The organism is Streptomyces sp. NPDC052042 (genome assembly GCF_044548345.1).
Classification (GTDB): Bacteria; Actinomycetota; Actinomycetes; order Streptomycetales; family Streptomycetaceae; genus Streptomyces.
The window spans coordinates 135,460-151,528 of sequence record NZ_JBIUBU010000017.1 but is presented as its reverse complement, the minus strand read 5'-3'; the positions used below and the strand labels follow the sequence as shown (position 1 = coordinate 151,528).

Annotated in this window: 13 protein-coding genes and 3 pseudogenes; 12 read left to right on the top strand and 4 right to left on the bottom strand. The window is 69.3% G+C overall.

The genetic code is table 11. The features are described 5' to 3' along the window. The 4 genes from ACIHCL_RS25575 (at position 1) to ACIHCL_RS25560 (ending at position 3,418) form a co-directional block, all read left to right on the top strand. Positions 1 to 753 (top strand): amino acid ABC transporter ATP-binding protein, encoded by a 753-nt coding sequence (locus ACIHCL_RS25575; protein WP_399865136.1) that lies wholly within the window; start codon positions 1 to 3, stop codon positions 751 to 753. A gap of 93 nt (positions 754 to 846) precedes the next feature. Further along, entirely contained in the window at positions 847 to 1,632 is a 786-nt protein-coding gene (locus tag ACIHCL_RS25570; RefSeq protein ID WP_399865134.1) for an acetoacetate decarboxylase family protein, read from the top strand. 69 nt (positions 1,633 to 1,701) lie between these two features. After that, a complete protein-coding gene (locus ACIHCL_RS25565; RefSeq protein WP_399865129.1) occupies positions 1,702 to 2,391 on the top strand; it encodes a GntR family transcriptional regulator in 690 nt (229 codons plus the stop codon). 220 nt (positions 2,392 to 2,611) lie between these two features. Next, positions 2,612 to 3,418, top strand: coding sequence for an SDR family NAD(P)-dependent oxidoreductase (locus ACIHCL_RS25560; RefSeq protein WP_399865126.1), 807 nt, complete (start codon positions 2,612 to 2,614; stop codon positions 3,416 to 3,418). A 205-nt stretch (positions 3,419 to 3,623) separates the two neighbouring features. Here the strand turns inward: ACIHCL_RS25560 and ACIHCL_RS25555 are convergent, their stop codons facing one another. Next, a complete protein-coding gene (locus ACIHCL_RS25555; RefSeq protein WP_399865124.1) occupies positions 3,624 to 6,050 on the bottom strand; it encodes an ATP-binding cassette domain-containing protein in 2,427 nt (808 codons plus the stop codon). Positions 6,051 to 6,266: 216 nt separating this feature from the next. Here ACIHCL_RS25555 and ACIHCL_RS25550 point away from each other — a divergent pair. The 5 genes and pseudogenes from ACIHCL_RS25550 to ACIHCL_RS25530 all read left to right on the top strand — a co-directional run. Further along, positions 6,267 to 6,480: pseudogene (locus tag ACIHCL_RS25550) on the top strand (AraC family transcriptional regulator); the annotation flags it as partial. Between the two features lie 11 nt (positions 6,481 to 6,491). Continuing rightward, a pseudogene (locus tag ACIHCL_RS25545) lies at positions 6,492 to 6,614 on the top strand (VOC family protein); the annotation flags it as partial. A 1,342-nt stretch (positions 6,615 to 7,956) separates the two neighbouring features. Next, the gene (locus tag ACIHCL_RS25540) at positions 7,957 to 8,991 is read left to right on the top strand and encodes a bifunctional DNA primase/polymerase (protein WP_399865169.1); all 1,035 of its coding nucleotides are present in this window, start codon (positions 7,957 to 7,959) and stop codon (positions 8,989 to 8,991) included. Further along, the gene (locus tag ACIHCL_RS25535; protein ID WP_399865122.1) at positions 8,988 to 10,547 is read left to right on the top strand and encodes a phage/plasmid primase, P4 family; all 1,560 of its coding nucleotides are present in this window, start codon (positions 8,988 to 8,990) and stop codon (positions 10,545 to 10,547) included. The genes ACIHCL_RS25540 and ACIHCL_RS25535 overlap by 4 nt, the downstream gene beginning before the upstream one ends. Before the next feature lie 202 nt (positions 10,548 to 10,749). Further along, entirely contained in the window at positions 10,750 to 11,127 is a 378-nt protein-coding gene (locus ACIHCL_RS25530) for a DUF6009 family protein (RefSeq protein WP_399865119.1), read from the top strand. Positions 11,128 to 11,462: 335 nt separating this feature from the next. Here ACIHCL_RS25530 and ACIHCL_RS25525 read toward each other — a convergent pair. After that, positions 11,463 to 11,714 (bottom strand): annotated as a pseudogene (locus ACIHCL_RS25525) (glycosyl transferase); the annotation flags it as partial. 593 nt (positions 11,715 to 12,307) lie between these two features. Between ACIHCL_RS25525 and ACIHCL_RS25520 the strand changes: the two are divergent. Next, positions 12,308 to 12,784 (top strand): hypothetical protein, encoded by a 477-nt coding sequence (locus tag ACIHCL_RS25520; protein WP_399865118.1) that lies wholly within the window; start codon positions 12,308 to 12,310, stop codon positions 12,782 to 12,784. A 410-nt stretch (positions 12,785 to 13,194) separates the two neighbouring features. After that, positions 13,195 to 13,653, top strand: a complete 459-nt coding sequence (locus ACIHCL_RS25515; RefSeq protein WP_399865117.1) for a hypothetical protein — start codon at positions 13,195 to 13,197, stop codon at positions 13,651 to 13,653. A gap of 131 nt (positions 13,654 to 13,784) precedes the next feature. Here the strand turns inward: ACIHCL_RS25515 and ACIHCL_RS25510 are convergent, their stop codons facing one another. Together ACIHCL_RS25510 and ACIHCL_RS25505 are read right to left on the bottom strand one after the other, a co-directional pair. Beyond that, positions 13,785 to 14,417, bottom strand: a complete 633-nt coding sequence (locus ACIHCL_RS25510) for a restriction endonuclease (protein WP_399865115.1) — start codon at positions 14,415 to 14,417, stop codon at positions 13,785 to 13,787. Between the two features lie 528 nt (positions 14,418 to 14,945). After that, positions 14,946 to 15,410 carry an SRPBCC family protein gene (locus ACIHCL_RS25505; protein WP_399865112.1) on the bottom strand — a complete coding sequence of 155 codons (465 nt, stop codon included), beginning with the start codon at positions 15,408 to 15,410 and terminating at the stop codon, positions 14,946 to 14,948. A gap of 49 nt (positions 15,411 to 15,459) precedes the next feature. Between ACIHCL_RS25505 and ACIHCL_RS25500 the strand changes: the two genes are divergently transcribed. Further along, on the top strand, positions 15,460 to 16,059 hold the full coding sequence (locus ACIHCL_RS25500; RefSeq protein ID WP_399865166.1) for a TetR/AcrR family transcriptional regulator: 600 nt from the start codon (positions 15,460 to 15,462) through the stop codon (positions 16,057 to 16,059). Positions 16,060 to 16,069: the final 10 nt, after the last annotated feature.

The following is a 16,069-nucleotide window of genomic DNA, read 5'->3' as shown; positions in this document are numbered from 1 at the left end:
ATGACGACAACCGCACATGTGGCCCTGGAACAGGTCACGAAGAAGTACGGCGCCACCACGGTCCTCGACCGCATCGATCTCGCCGTCGAACGGAACGAGGTCGTCACCCTCATCGGCGCGTCCGGGTCCGGAAAGTCGACACTCCTACGCTGCGTCAACGGGCTCGAACCGATTCAGGGCGGAAAGATCTCGCTCAACGGCGATGTCGTCTCCGGCGACGGAGTCGACCTGGTCAGGCTGCGCCGCAAAGTCGGCATCGTGTTCCAGAGCTTCAACCTCTTCCCGCACATGACGGTCCTGCGGAACTGCACCCTCACGCCGATCCGTGCCGGGGTGGCCTCGAAGACCCAGGCGGAGGCCGACGCACGCGTCATGCTCGAACGCGTGGGCCTCAAGGACAAGGCGGACGCCTACCCCGAGCAGCTCTCGGGCGGGCAGCAGCAGCGGGTGGCGATCGCACGGGCCATGCTGATGCGCCCCGAGGTGCTGCTGCTGGACGAGATCACCTCGGCCCTGGACCCGGAGTTGGTGATCGAGGTGCTCAACCTCGTCCGGGAACTGGCGGCCGACGGCATCACGATGATGATGACCACTCATGAGCTGCCCTTCGCCAGGGAGATCTCGTCCCAGCTCTGCTTCCTGCACAAAGGAACCATCCTCGAACAGGGGCCGCCCGAGCAGATCTTCAACGAGCCGCGCACGCCCGAACTGAAGACGTTCCTCCGCCGGATTCACGAGGCGGGAAGGAACTGAGGGACTGTCCCGCAATCCCCGGTGGGCTGCCGCGCCGCATGCCGCAGCGGGGCCCCGATCACACGAAAACCTTATGGAAAAAGGAAGTTGACGATGTCACAGCACTACGACGTGAAGAACTTCTTCAAGTACCTCGGCTACCCCGGCGGTGACCAGCCGTACTGGTCGCAGGACCTCCGGACGCTTTCGGTCTACTGCCGAGGGGACGCCGCCAATCTCGCCGCCCTGCTGGAGCCGACGCCGTTCGAGCCGGCCGATGACCGGTTCGTCGTCCAGATCGCGGACTTCGGCAACGCGACCCCTGGCCCCTTCTACGACTCCGGAGTCGTCATCCCGGTCCGGTACAAGGACACGACGGCGGTGACCTACTTCTTCGAATTCGAGGACCAGCCCTGGAGCGTGGCCTTCGGCCGCGAGGTCTGGGGCTACCCCAAGCAGTACGCCGAAATCGAGCTGACGGACAGCGACAGCGGTGCCTGCGGCACGGTCACGCGCGCGGGTTCCCAGATCTTCCGTATCGCGATGACGACGCAGGACGGATACTCCGCCGACGCCTGGTCGGACATGCGCCTGTATCCGCACCTCCAGGTCCACGCGCTCCCCGAAGCGAACGGACCCGGCTTCAAGACCTTCGAGATCATCTCGCGCGACACCTCCAAGGACTTCGTCCTGAAGCGCAAGTCCTTCGGTCCGGCCGAGGTCGATCTGTCCTCGGCCCTGTCCGTCAATGGCATCGAACTCAAGCTGGTGGACATTCTCGGTGGGGAATATTCCGTCGGCGACTACGCCTGCACCGTCGAGAACGGCATATCCACGGTGATCGACGACCTGCTCGCAGACCCTGGAGCGCAGGGCACCGCGCCTGTGACCGACGCGTAGCCTGCTCACAGTCAACTGCCCACGGTGCCAACGGTCCTGCCGTTGGCACCCCCACAGAGAGGTTGTCCGGTGCGTTCTGTAAAAGTCGTCGGCGACTCAACGGCCGACGGCGAGGCATCCGCTCCGAATCTGCTCAGCGCCTCGGCCTACAACGCCTTGTGCTCGCGCCTGGTGCGCTGCGAGATCATGCCCGGGGAACGGCTCAGCGAGCCGGAGCTGCGCAGCAGTCTCGGCTTCGGAGCGTCTCCCATGCGCGAGGCGATCAGACGGCTCGCCTTCGAGCGGCTCGTGGTGGTGTACCCCCGCAGCGGAACCTACGCCACCGACATCGCTCTCAAGAACTCCCGGTCCGTGACCGAGCTGAGGCTCGAACTCGAGGCGCTCGCCGCGGTTCTGGCCTGCCGCCGGGGGTCGGACGCGGAGAAGCGGCATCTGCTGGCGCTCGCCGAGCAGCAGGCCGAGACCACCAACCTCCAGGAGTGCATCGACCTGGACGCCGCGTTCCACCGCGCGATGTACGCGATGACCCGCAACGAGCACCTCTCGGCCACGGCCGAGATCCACTTCAACCTCGCTCTGCGGCAGTGGTACTTCTGCTCAAAGGTCGTGAAGTCTCCGGGCGGCACCGCCGTCGACCACCGCCCGCTGGCCGAGGCCATCGTCCGGCAGGACGCCGAGGCCGCTGCCGAACACATCCGCGAGCACGTCTTGCACGACTCCCAGAAGGTCGTGCGGATCCTCACCGACTACGGGCTGTAGGGGCTGTCCCGTCATCCGCGGTGGACCAGCGCGCGGCGTCGGATGCGGTGCATCGCAAGGCGGAAGGACATCCATATATCGGATGTATCCGGATGTATGCGGATGTTCCGACAACCCGGCGTGGTACCGCAGCCGGCTTCGCGCACCCGCCGGGGATGACGGGACAGCCCTCTGGCAGCCCCCGCCGTCTCGCACGGCCCAACACGAGGAGCGCCGTTCCATGCCGGCCGTACACGCCACTTCCCCCTCCGCCGCCCCGTTCGATTGCTTCTCATTGTCCGGGCAGACCGCCCTGGTCACAGGCGCCGCCGGCGGCCTGGGCCGTGCCCAGTGCCTGGCACTGGGCACGGCGGGCGCCCGAGTCATCGTCTCCGACCTCGATCCGAAGGCCGCCGAGGAGACGTGCGCGTTCCTCAGAGAACACGCGATCGACTGCTCCGCCCTGGAACTCGACGCCGCGAGACCGAGCAGTATCGACGCCGCGTTCGACGCCCTGGAGGCTTCCGGGGACAGCCCGGACGTGCTGGTGAACAATGCGGGCGTCTCCCTGCGCAACAGCGCGCTGGAGGCCACCTCCGAAGAGTTCGACACCACGCTCTCCGTCAACCTGCGCGGCACCTACTTCACCGCGCAACGCGCGGCACGGGCCATGCGGGAGCGCCGGGGCGGTCGGATCATCAATCTCGCCTCCATCGGCGGCCTCGTGGTCGATGGTGAACGTTCCTCGGTGTACGACGCGTCCAAGGCCGCCGTCGTCCAGGTCACCAAGAACATGGCGTACGAATGGGGGCGGTACGGCATCAGGGTCAATGCCATCGCCCCCGGCTACATGCGCACCGCCATGACCACGGATCTCCTGCCCGATCGGACTGAGGAGGACCGACTCGTGGACACTCACATCCCGCTCGGGCGCATCGGTGAACCCGGTGATCTCGGAGGTGCCGTGGTCTACCTGGCCTCGGAGGCGTCCGCGTATGTGACCGGCCACACCCTGACGGTCGATGGCGGCTGGGTGGTGGCGCTGTAGAAGGGAGCTGCCGGTCGGTTCTCGGGCCCGGGGTGGTCATCGGCTCCCACGGCCGCACCCGGGCCCCTGGGAGCCGCTGCCCGCCCCCGCCGCCGCCCACGGCGCACGTCGGTCGCGAGCGGCGGCGGGGGCCGGGGGAGGGGAGGTGAGGGGGCGACAAAGCCGGGTGCACCGCCCGCGGCTCTCGGACGGTGCCCGTCGGGCCTCAGGCGCCGATGTACTCCGCGAGGTGCTCGCCGGTGAGAGTGGAGCGGGCGGCGACCAGATCGGCGGGGGTGCCCTCGAAGACGACGCGACCGCCGTCATGGCCCGCGCCGGGGCCGAGGTCGATGATCCAGTCGGCGTGGGCCATGACCGCCGGGTGGTGCTCGATGACGACGACCGACTTGCCGGAGTCGACGAGTCGGTCGAGCAGACCGAGCAGCTGCTCGACATCGGCGAGGTGGAGGCCCGTGGTCGGCTCGTCGAGGACGTAGACGCCGCCCTTCTCCGCCATGTGGACGGCCAGCTTGAGCCGTTGCCGCTCCCCGCCGGACAGCGTGGTGAGCGGCTGGCCGAGACTGAGGTAGCCGAGCCCGACATCGGAGAGCCGACTGAGGATGCGGTGCGCGGCCGGCGTACGCGCCTCGCCGGTGCCGAAGAACTCCTTGGCCTCGGTCACCGACATGGCGAGCACCTCACTGATGTCCCGGCCGCCGAGGTGGTGGTCGAGCACCGACGCCTCGAAACGCTTCCCTTCGCACTCCTCGCAGGTGGAGGCGACGCCCGCCATCATCGCCAGGTCGGTGTAGACGACGCCGGCGCCCTTGCAGTTCGGACAGGCCCCCTCGGAGTTGGCGCTGAACAGCGCCGGCTTCACGCCGTTGGCCTTCGCGAACGCCTTGCGGATCGGGTCGAGCAGTCCGGTGTACGTCGCCGGGTTGCTCCGCCTCGAACCGCGGATCGGGTCCTGACCGACCGCCACCACACCCGCGGCGGCGGGGATCGATCCATGCAGGAGCGAACTCTTGCCGGAACCGGCGACGCCGGTGACGACGACGAGCACCCCGAGCGGGATGTCGACGTCGACATCCCTCAGGTTGTGCGCCCTCGCACCGCGGATCTCCAGGGTGCCGGCGGGCTGGCGTACGGCCCCCTTGAGCGCGGCCCGGTCGTCGAGGTGGCGTCCGGTGATGGTGTCGGCGGCCCTCAGCGCCTCTACGGTGCCCTCGAAGCAGACGGTGCCGCCCGCCGTACCGGCTCCGGGCCCGAGGTCGACGACGTGGTCGGCGATGGCGATCGTCTGGGGCTTGTGCTCCACGACGAGCACCGTGTTGCCCTTGTCCCGCAGCCGCAGCAGCAGGTCGTTCATCCGGCTGATGTCGTGGGGGTGCAGGCCCGTGGTGGGCTCGTCGAAGACGTAGGTGGTGTCCGTGAGCGCGGAGCCGAGGTGGCGGATCATCTTGACGCGCTGCGCCTCGCCGCCCGACAGCGTGCCCGACGGCCGGTCGAGCGAGAGATAGCCCAGCCCGATCTCCACGAACGAGTCCAGCGTCCGTCGCAGGGTGGCGAGCAGCGGCGCCACCATGGCGTATCGGGTGCTCGACGAGCCCTTGGCTTCGCCGAGGGAGCGGGCCCACGCGGCCAGGTCGCTGATCTGCATCGCACAGGCGTCGGCGATGTTGATTCCCTCGATCTTCGACGAACGCGCCGCCTCGCTGAGCCGGGTGCCGTCGCACTCGGGACAGGTCGTGAAGGCGACCGCCCGGTCCACGAACTCCCGGATGTGCGGCTGCATCGCCTCCCGGTCCTTGGAGAGCATCGACTTCTGGACCCGCGGGATCAGCCCCTCGTAGGTCATGTTGATGCCCGCGACCTTCATCCGGGTCGGCTCGTGGTGGAGGAGGTCGTGCAGTTCCTTCTCGGTGTACGCGCGGATCGGCTTGTCGGGGTCGACCAGGCCCGACTCGGTGTAGAGCCGGTAGTTCCAGCCACCGGTCTTGTAGCCGGGGATGGTGAGCGCTCCCTCGTTGAGGGACTTGGAGTCGTCGTAGAGTTGGGCGGGGTCGAGAGCGCTGACCGTGCCCCGGCCCTCGCAGCCCGGACACATGCCTCCGGTACGGGTGAAGGTGACCTTCTCGGTCTTCTTGCTGCCGCGTTCGACCGTGATCGCCCCGCTCGCCCGGACCGAGGGGACGTTGAAGGAGAACGCGTTGGGGGAACCGATGTGCGGTTGTCCGAGCCGGCTGAAGAGGATCCGCAGCATCGCGTTGGCGTCGGTGGCCGTACCGACCGTGGACCGGGGATCGGCGCCTATCCGCTGCTGATCGACGACGATCGCGGTTGTCAGCCCTTCGAGGACATCGACCTCGGGGCGCGCGGACGTCGGCATGAAGCCCTGCACGAAGGCGGAGTAGGTCTCGTTGATCAGTCTCTGGGACTCCGCGGCGATCGTGTCGAACACCAGCGAGCTCTTGCCCGAGCCGGAGACTCCGGTGAACACCGTCAACCGCCGCTTCGGGATCTCGATGCTGACGTCCTTGAGGTTGTTCTCCCGGGCTCCGTGCACGCGGATCAGGTCGTGGCTGTCGGCGATGTACGGCATGTGCGACGGGCCGTCCGTCGTCTCCGTCGGGTCCGTCCTCTTGGCCATGTCGATCGTTTCTCCCTCTGTTGGGCGGTGCCGCTTCCGCGGTCCCCGTCGCTGTCGCCCGGCTCGGCCCGACGGGCACCGAGCAGTATGTCCGGCTCCCCTCGGAGGAAGGCCGTTCCTCCCAGTGAAGGGCCAGGGCCTCGGCCCTCCCTCCGGCTGCTCGGAACGGCCGCCGGAGCAGCCCCGGGCAGCGCGGGCACATCCAAAACTGGCCGGATGAGCGTCCAGGGCCTCGACGATCTCGCCCGGCTGCGCCGGGCCCGCGACCGCAGGACCGCGACTACGCCGAGCCCCTGGACGGGCCGGCGCCGCACGGGGCTCCCTGATGGCGCCGGGCCACTTCTCCCGCAGTTTTCGCGCTGCCTTCGGCGAGACACCGTACAGCTACCTCATGACACGCCGGATGCGGACGGGCCAAAGCGCCCCGCGCCCCCGGATGGCGTGAACGTCGTCCACATCGCCCTTTCCCAGTGCTTCATCGCCGTCGATGACCGCGACAAGGCGATCTCCTTCCACCGCGATGTGCTTGGCCTCGACGTTCGCAACGACGTTGGGTCCGAGGGGGGCACCGGGTGACGGCGGGGGCCCTCCCATGCGGACGTCGGCATCGTCCTGAAAAACGCCCCTGGCGGGACGCACGCCTCAACGGCCGCCCGGGGCCTCCGGGCGGGCCCTGGGGGGCGGTGGCGGCCCCCCAGTAGGGCGGCGGCCTCCGGGGCGCGCGGCGGGGGACCGGTCGGCGGGGACCCGGCACCCGGGCGGGGGACGCCCCAGGGCCTTGAAAAGCGCTCAGAGGGCTCTCCAAGGCCCTGGAGGACGGGAATGGGCAGAGGAAGGCCCGGAGCGGGCGGGAGGCAGTCAGGCGGGCTTCTCGCGCGGAGGCGCCTCCGCGGACCGCGTGGCCCAGGGCAGAACGGACGGCAGGGTTGTTGCCGTGCCGCCACACCTGGCCGGCAGGCCGGGCGCACCGGGCCTCGACGGGGCTGCCGGATGGGGACTGGTCGCGCAGCAAAACTCCCGGACCCGCTCCGGGGCGATCTCGGTGTGGGTCATGCGGCGCAGCCGTCGAGGGAAGGGACCGGCTACGCCGAGACCTGCGCGGCGCGCGGGCCGTGGACCGACCATCGGACGCCGGCTGCGGACGGCGTCGACCCCCGCTCCAGGGACTCAAGGGGCCAGGGACTCAGTCCAGTGACTCGTGGCCGTTCGGTCCCTGTCCTTCAGTCCCTGAGAAAAGCCCAGGTCAGAGCGGTTGCGTAGCTCTGAACAGGGACTGAAGGGACTCAAATCTCCAGTTATAAGCTCACTACGTACGCGTGTATGTGTGCCCGCGTGTATCTCATATGACCCATTGCGTATCTGGCTCATAATTAGAGATTTGAGTCCCTTCAGTCCCTGTCTGGGGGGTGATCAGTGCCCTGACCTGCGAGAATGTGCAGGGACTGAAGCCAGGGACGGTCCCGCTCCGTTCAGTCCCTGGTCCCTTCCTTTCAGTCCCCGAGCCGACGTCAACCTTCCTTCTCAGCCTGAAATCGGCGTGTCGCCCGCTCCGGACCCTTGCGCCGAGCAACCCCCCAGGGGCAGGGTCCGTTCTTAAAAGCGGCATATAACGTGACTTTGCCGGGCCCTCAGTGACTACGGAGAGGGGCCGAAGGGACTCAAGGGACTCAGAATCGGATAACGGCACGCGGGGGAGATGACAGGACGGGCAAGGAGGACATGCCTACACTCATTCCGAAAGACAGTCCCTTCAGTCCCTGTCGGCGCGCCAAGAGCCCTTGTGACCAGCGGCGTCGGGGGCAGGGACTGAAGCGTTTATGACCGGACGGACAAGGACGACTACGTGCGGCGCCACGGTGAGACGAGCCCCGGAGCTCCCCCTGCCCGGCAGGTGTCGTCGTTGTCCGTGGCCCGCTGGTGTGCCGGGCAGGGCTGGCCGGTTCACCCCCTCGCCCCCGGCCGGAAGACCCCGGCCGGGAACTGCGAGGACTGCAGGGACCGGCGCCACGACCCCCGGACCTGCCCCTGCCTCCCCGCAGGGCGCCCCTGCCACGGCTTCCACGCCGGGACCACCGACCCGCAGCGCATCGAGAAGTGGTGGACCGACAGCCCCCGCTCCGGAGTGGGGGTGGCGTGCGGGCCCGCCGACCTGATCGTCATCGACATCGACGCCCACTCCGCCCCCGTGCCGGACCGCAGTCGGCTGCTTCCGGGAATCCCGATCCATGAGTCCGTCAACCTCACCGGTCTGGCTTCGGGCTTCGACACGATGGCACTGCTCGCCGCCTTCCGCCGGCAGCCGGATCCGGCCGAGGACGAGGGCACCCTGCGCGTACGGACCCCCTCCGGCGGGCTCCACATCTGGTACCGGAATCCCGCCCCTGCGACCCGGTACCGCTCCTCGACCGGTTCCAGTCCCAAGGTCGCACTCGCCTGGCAGGTCGACGTACGGGCCGAGGGCGGTTACATCGTGGCCCCGACGACCAAGACCTCTCAGGGCGTGTACGAGGCCCTGGGCCTTGTCCGTACGCCTGCCCCTCTCCCCGCCTGGCTGGCGGCCGAACTGGCCCGCACGGGCCACGTCGTGCCGCCTCCGGCTCCGAAAGCCCCGCGCGGCCGTGTGGCGCCCGTCGTCCCCGGTGCGCGGCGCGCCCGTCGTCCCAAGGCCGCACACCGGATCCTGGCACCGCTCCTCGACGAGGTCACCCGGTGCGAGGCGATGAGGGAGGGGGCGGGATTCACCGAGAAACTCAACCGGGCCGCGTTCACCGCCGGAGGGCTGGCGGCCGCGGGCCACCTCCGGGAGGACGACGTGCGCGCGCTGCTCCTCGACGCCGCCCACCGGGCCCGCCCCTGGCAGGAAAACCGGAACGAGAAGATCATCCACGACGGTCTCGCAGCCGGGGCCGCCCGACCGCTCCACCCCGAAGGACGTTCATGAGCAGTGCCGAGAGCATGCGCTTCGACGCCACTGCCGCCGCTCAGCAGATGCTCGACCTCGAAGCCCGGGAAGAGTCCGCGTCGGCCCCTGCGGTGCCCTCGTCGCCCGCGCCCGCCCTGCCGGCGCAGGCCGTTCCGATGGCAGCCGTGTCCCCGGTGGCCTGGCCGCCACCGGGACAGCTGCCCGGCACGCTGACGGACCGCGGCAACGCGAAGCTCTTCGCCCGCCTCTACCGCGACCAGTTCCGGCACGTGGAGGGCCTGGGGTGGTACTCCTGGGACGGCTACCGCTGGAAGCGCTCCGGCGGGGAGAAGGCCGCCCTGTGGGCCGCGGGGGAAATGGCCGAGGACATGCCGGACGCGGATCCTCGGGGCCTCTTCAGCGACCGGGAGCTGCGCCTCCACAAGAAGCGCACCCTGTCGACCACCGGCATGAAGGCCATGCTGACCCAGGCCAAGGCGTCCCCGGACCTCTCCGTCGACCCCGACACCCTCGATGGCGACCCCTACGCCCTGTGCACGCCCGACGGCATCGTCGATCTCAAGACCGGTCGCCTCCGCAAACCCGACCCCACACGCGACTTCCACTCCCGGGCCACCAGCGTCGGTCCTCGGGACATGCCCACGCCCCGATGGCACCGGTTCCTGGCGGACACCTTCGGCGACGACGCCGAGGGCCAGGAGATGATCGACTTCCTGCACCTGCTGCTCGGCTACTCCATCACCGGCGACGTCGGCGCTCAGGTCCTGCCGTTTCTCCACGGTCAGGGCAAGAACGGCAAGTCCGTCCTCCTCGACGTGATGATCCAGATCCTCGGCGACTACGCCGACGCGGCCCCGCCCGGCTTCCTCATGGACCGCGGCGCGTTCTCCGAGCACTCCACCGAGCTCACCGAACTCCACGGGCGACGCCTGATCGTCTGCAGCGAGCTCAAACCGAACGACCGCTTCGACGAGGCCCGCGTACGGCTCCTCACCGGCGGTGACAAGATCAAGGCCCGCCGCATGCGGCAGGACTACTTCTCCTTCACCCCCACCCACCACCTGTGGCTGCTCGGCAACCACAGGCCCGAGGTGTCCACCGGCGGCTTCGCCTTCTGGCGGCGCATCCGCCTGCTGCCCTTCGAGCGGATCGTCCCGGACGAACGGAAGATCGACAACCTCGCCGTCGAACTCGTCGTCGACGAGGGACCCGGCATCCTGCACTGGCTCACCGAAGGCGCCCGCCGCTACCTCGCCACCCGCGATACCCTGGCGGGCCCCGACAGGGTCCGCATCGCCACCACCGCGTACGCCAACACCGAAGACCACATCGGTCGCTTCCTCACCGAGTGCTGCATCCACGACCCCGAACGACCGGAACTCCGTGTCGAGCAGGGGCTGCTCTACGCCTCCTACAGCACCTGGTGCACCACCAGCGAGGGCATCCGCCCCGCGACCACCCGCACCTTCGCCACCCGGGTCCGTCAGGAGGTCGGCCTCGCATCACCCGCCGACATGATCAAATCCAACGGCCGCAAGTTCTACCCCAACCTCGCCCTGGCAGCCGAACAGTGAATGACATCCCGCACCCCTCCGCCCCCCGGCCGCGCCGCCGCCCTCTCCACGCGTACCGCGACCCCCTCTACGATGGAGACAACGCCCGTTGGGCGTACGTCCCACCTCCGGGAACGCCATCCCGGACCCCCCGGTGGGACAGCGGTACACAATTCGGGCACCTCCCGGAACGGTGCACGCGGACGAAGGAGAGGTCGTGGCCATGAGCTCGCTACTGACAGACGGCGATCTCACCCACGAAGCCCACGTGGTGTGGCTGGAAGAAACCGAGCATCTTGACTACGTCCGCCAGGCCCTGGACAAGACCCCCCGTCGGCGCAGCAGACCCCGCTACGCCCGCGACGGGCGCATGATCGGCTACGTCGAGCTCGACGCCGCCGCCGAGGCCGACCCGGACAGCGGTCTCTACCGCCGCCGCGTGTTCTTCCTCCTGCCCCACGACCGGGACTCCGACCCCGACGGCGTCTACCGGCAGGGTGCCCCGGGCGAAGCCGTCGACCCGAGAACCATCCAGCCCAACAAGGCCGGTGAGAAGACGCCGCGTTCCCAGCGGGGCACCGCGACGGCCGGGACGTCGTAGCCGACGGCGGCGGAGCGGCCGGGACCCGGTACGAGCCGTGGTCATGGCGGCACGCCGAACGCAGGCGGGGGTGGTGAAGCGGGTGACACCGCTTCACCACCCCTGTTCCGCAGAAGTCCGGTGTTCCGCAGAAGTCCGGCCACCCCGCTTCAGCCGCAGGGAGGGCAGTTCAGCATCTGCTCGATGAGGTCGGCGGCCCGGGTGGTGCCGCCCTCGGCCCGCACGTCGGCCCGGAGCCGCGCTGAGCGGCGGGCGGCGGGCGACCTCCGCGTCGGCGACGAGGTCGCCCAGGGCGCCCCACAGGGTCTCGGCGGTGGCGTCCAAGGTGTCGATGCGGCGTTGCCGAGGAACGGGTCCAGCGCGGCGCTGGGGTCGTCGGACCAGTTGCCGTCGGCGACCGGCAGCGTGGAGGTGCAGGGGACCAGCTCGGCACCGGCCGCCGCGACCAGGTCGGCCACCGCCGTGCCGTTGGCGTAGCTCACCCGGTGGCCGCGGGCCACCAGCTCGCGAATGATGTCAAGGCTGGGCAGGACATGGCTGACGGCGGGGATGCCGACCATCGCGATATGGGCACGGCGACGGGTCATGGACGATCGCTCATTTCAGGTCTACGGCGAAAAGGGCAGCGCAAAAACCCGTGCACAAACTGTCGCAAAAGAAAGACCCGCTGTCGGAGCGCCACCCGGGCCTGCGGGACGGAGGCGGGGCCCGCCCGCTGTGTCAGGCGTAGAGCTGAAGGAAGTGCACGGCCGGGACCCTACCCCTGGGCCGGGCCACCGCACACGGCACATACGCTGAACTCCACAAAGAGGTGAACCTGGCGCTCCGGATGCCCGGTTGGGGCGCAGATCCGTAGCTGCGGAACATACTGCTGTTCCGGGGCCCACGCCGTCCCGGGGCCCACGCCGAGCCGATCCACGGGAGCGACCGGCGGCCCATGCCATTCGTGCCCGATGTGTCGTGCCGACGAACCGGGCGCATCCCGCCGGGGGCACGGTGTGCGGCTTTCCGAAAGGCCGGAACATCTTCCTGAAGGCATGGAAGTTCCCGTGTTGATATGGATTTCGGTCATCACGAATTATTGAGGATTTCCGTGAGCCGGTTTCCCTCCCGGGGCGTGTGGGGGTTTTTATGGCGTGGCCCGGGACAGCAGGGCGTCGTGAACTGTGAAGGGAAACCGATGAAACTCCGCGCATTTCCGTCTCTCGCCGCTGCGGCTGCGATCCTCGCGGTCGGCGGCATGTCGGCGACCGCCGCCCAGGCGTCCGTCTCCGCACCGGAAGCGGCCCGTTCGTCCCACGCCGCCGGGGCACGCCCGACGGCCGACACGCTGATTCACCCCAGGGCGACGCTGCGGAAGAACCAGGCGTGGACCTCAGGAAACGGTCGCGCCATCCTGCGTTTGCAGCAGGACGGAAACCTGGTCCTCTACAAGGACAACCGCCCGGCCTGGCAGGCTCCCGGCGCCTATCCGAACGGTGACCACGCCGTCATGCAGGAGGACGGGAACTTCGTTCTCTACGACCGCGGCGGACGACCGCTCTGGGCATCCGACACCTGGCACAAGGGCGCGTACCTCGCTGTCCAGGACGACGGCAACGTCGTTGTCTACGACAAGGACAGGCGCCCGGTCTGGGCCACCAACACCGGGGACTGAACCCGTTCGGTGACAGCGCTCCGGGAATCCTCTCGGAATGGCTTCGGCACGCGGCATCGGATCTGTTGACTCCCCGCCCTTCAGGTCCGATGCCGTTCCTTTCGTTGGTCTCGCGAACGGGCCGGATGACATGAGAAGCCCGTTGCCGCACCCTCCGCACCCTCCGCACCCTCCGCATCCTCCGTTCTCCGCGCTCTCCGTGCCCCGGCGCGTGGCAGTCGGACGCCCCGGGCGGACATCCGGCATCTTGGTCGGAACATGTCAAAAATCATGACGGTGCGCCTTGTTGTCTCAAGGGGGCCGTGCCTCAATGGGGGAGTCATCCACCTGACGGATTGTCAGGTATGTGAGATGTTCCGGTGCGGCATGTCGAATCCGTGCCGGTCCCCCCCCACGAAGGGCCAACCATCATGAGGCATGGCATACGGCGGACAGCTGTCTGTTCCGCGCTCGCCGCGGGCACGCTCGCGCTGGCGCCCACAGCCGGCGCGGTCACCCCCACCACCGCCACGATCTCCTTCAACTGCGGCATCTACGGGTCAGGCTCCGCGACCCTCACCGCCAGCCAGAGCGGCACGGCGGCGACCATCACCCTCTCGACCTCCGCCATCACCGCCCCCATCAACGTCGGGGCGAACTCGGTGAAATCGACGCTCACGCTCACCAACAAGGGCACGAGCACGGTGACGTTCACCGGTGGCTCCAACCCTGCCATTCCCGCGGGCAGCCCCGTCTCCACCGGCCCGCTCAGTGGAACCGTCGCGTCGGGGGACAGCCTGGTGGCCAAATCCCTCAAGGTCGTGGTCATGGGGATCACCGTGACCTGCAACGCGACCTCCACCCAGTCGCCCGGACCGTTCGTGTTCTGAACGGCTGAACGGCTGAACGGAGCGATGGGCTGAACCATGTATGCGGCCGGGTGGCGCCGCCGTTCCGGGAACGGAACCGGTGGCGCCACCCGGCCACTCGTCGTACCCGGCCCGCAACGTTTTCCGTCCCGTCAGGACGACGGCCCGGGGCCCCGCGGAGAGGGGACGGAACGCAGCAGCTCCCACAGGGGGCGGTGTCCGCCGGCCCATGTGGCCAGCTTCGCCCGGTCCACCAGATGCAGGCGCTGCGACTGGGCGAAGTCCAGGGCCGGTTTGGAGAAGCGGCCATTGGTGACCAGGACGACGACATCGCCCTTGTGCACGGGGCGGCCCGTGCCATTGAGGACTTGGAGGTCGGGTGTTCCGACGGCGGCCCCGGACACTCCGGCCCGGCGGTGCTTGCACTGGATGACCCATCGCCGCCCATAGGGGTCGGTGGCCTTGACGTCGGCGCCGTTGTCCCCCGCGCCGCCGACCTGGACGGCATCGGTGCAGCCGTCGCGGTACATCAGGTCGCGTATCGCGAACTCGAAGTCGCGGTGGTGCAGTTGGTCGATGTGCGTCATCGGGTAGCGCAGGGCGCGGGCCTCCTCCCGCCGCCGACGTTTCCGCCGGTCCCGTTGATGCCACCACAGGGCGGCCCCCGCGGCTGCGAGCCCGAGGGCGGTCGCGGCGACCCAGAGGTGTTCGGTGAGCCAGCGCATCAGCTCGCCCAGGAGCCACAGCGCGACGACGGCGAGCACCAGCGCCTCGCCGACGCGCAAGCGCCGCCGCCCGCGGGCCCGGGAGAGGCGCCGCGCGGGGGACCGGGACGGGGGGCGGCGTGTGCCGGACCGGGGCGGACGCCGCACCGGACGGCGGCTAGGCACGGGCCCCTCCGGTGGACTGGCGGCCCTTGGCACCGGCATACCCGCTGATCCGCGCCATCGCGTCCCCCTCGCTGCCGCTCGGGCCACATCGCCCGATCGATCCATCAAAACAACCGCCGAGGACAACGCGTCACCGATAGTCCGCTATCGGTCATGAATGGCCGAGTATGGCCGAGTGTCGCTGCCACAGGTGCGGCGCCCTCACACGCTCGACGCCGACCGCGTGGGGCGGCGATGCCCGGAAGCCGTCGAGCGACAACAAGACGACACCAAGGCGACAACAAGAACCGTCATGCCGGGCACTGCCTCAGACGCCTGGACGCGCCGCTGGGCCACCACGACCGCGTGCCGCGATGCGGCCACGAGACACAGGCCGTCGGTCCGAGGCATTCGTGCCGGGCAGAGAGGTCGTGACGCGCCGCGTCAGGAGCCGGTGGCGGAGACGTGGCGAGCCAGTTCGGTGGCCAGGCGCCGCATGACCGTGCGGTTGGCACGCCGCATCGTGGCCCGGACGACGGGCGCCAGCAGGCGGTCGGCCAGAGGGGCGCGTGTCCAGGTGTAGGTGAACGAGACGCGGCTCCCACCAGCTGGCAACGGCTCGATGGTGTAGGTGCCATGGGCCAGGCGCCGGCCACCCGCGCTGACGTTGCGTTCGACGATGCGTCGCGGCGCCTCGGCCTCGACGACCTCGATCGTGACGTCGGTCTTCGTGCCGGCCAGCGCGGCGGTGACCGTGGCGCACGATCCGACGCCGCGGCCGGGCCCGCTGTAGCGCCAGTCGGTCAGATAGTGGTCGGTGAATCGCTCGTGGTGAGCCATGACATCGAGGAAGTCATGGACCTGCTCCGGCGGCTGCGGTACGTCGATCGATACGGTGACGGGCTGCATGTACCAGACGGTACATGCGCCATGCACCGATGGGTACACTCGCGGCGTGATGAATGCGGATGAACCGCGGCCCGAGGCCGCGCGCGGCGCGGAGGGGGACCGGCGGGCCCAACTGGTCGACGCTGCCGTCGACCACGTCGCGGCTCACGGCATCGCGGACCTGAGCCTGCGTCGTCTGGGTGCCGCGATCGGCATCAGCCACCGCATGCTGATCCACTACTTCGGTTCGAAAGAGCAGTTGTTCGCCGAGATCATCCGGACATCGGAACGGCGCCAGCGCGAGCTGCTGTCCCGGCTCCGCCTGGAGCCCGGTCTCTCGCCCGCCGACGTCGCGCGACTGCTGTGGCGGCAGTTGACGGACCCCGGGCTCGTCGGTCAGGAGCGCCTATTCTTCGAGATCTGCGGGCACGCGCTGCGAGGCCGGCCCGAGGCCGTACCAGTCCTGGAAGGGCTCGTGACGGACTGGCTGGAGCCGCTCGTGGACGCCGAGACGGCCGCGGGGGCAGACCCCGCCACGGCCCGGAACCGTGCCAGGCTGGGGCTCGCCACCGTCCGCGGTCTGCTGCTCGATCTTCTTGCCACCGGTGACCGTGCCGGTGTCGACGCAGCCATGGAGGAATTCCTCCGCCTGTACTACGGCTCGGACTGACGCGGTCGCC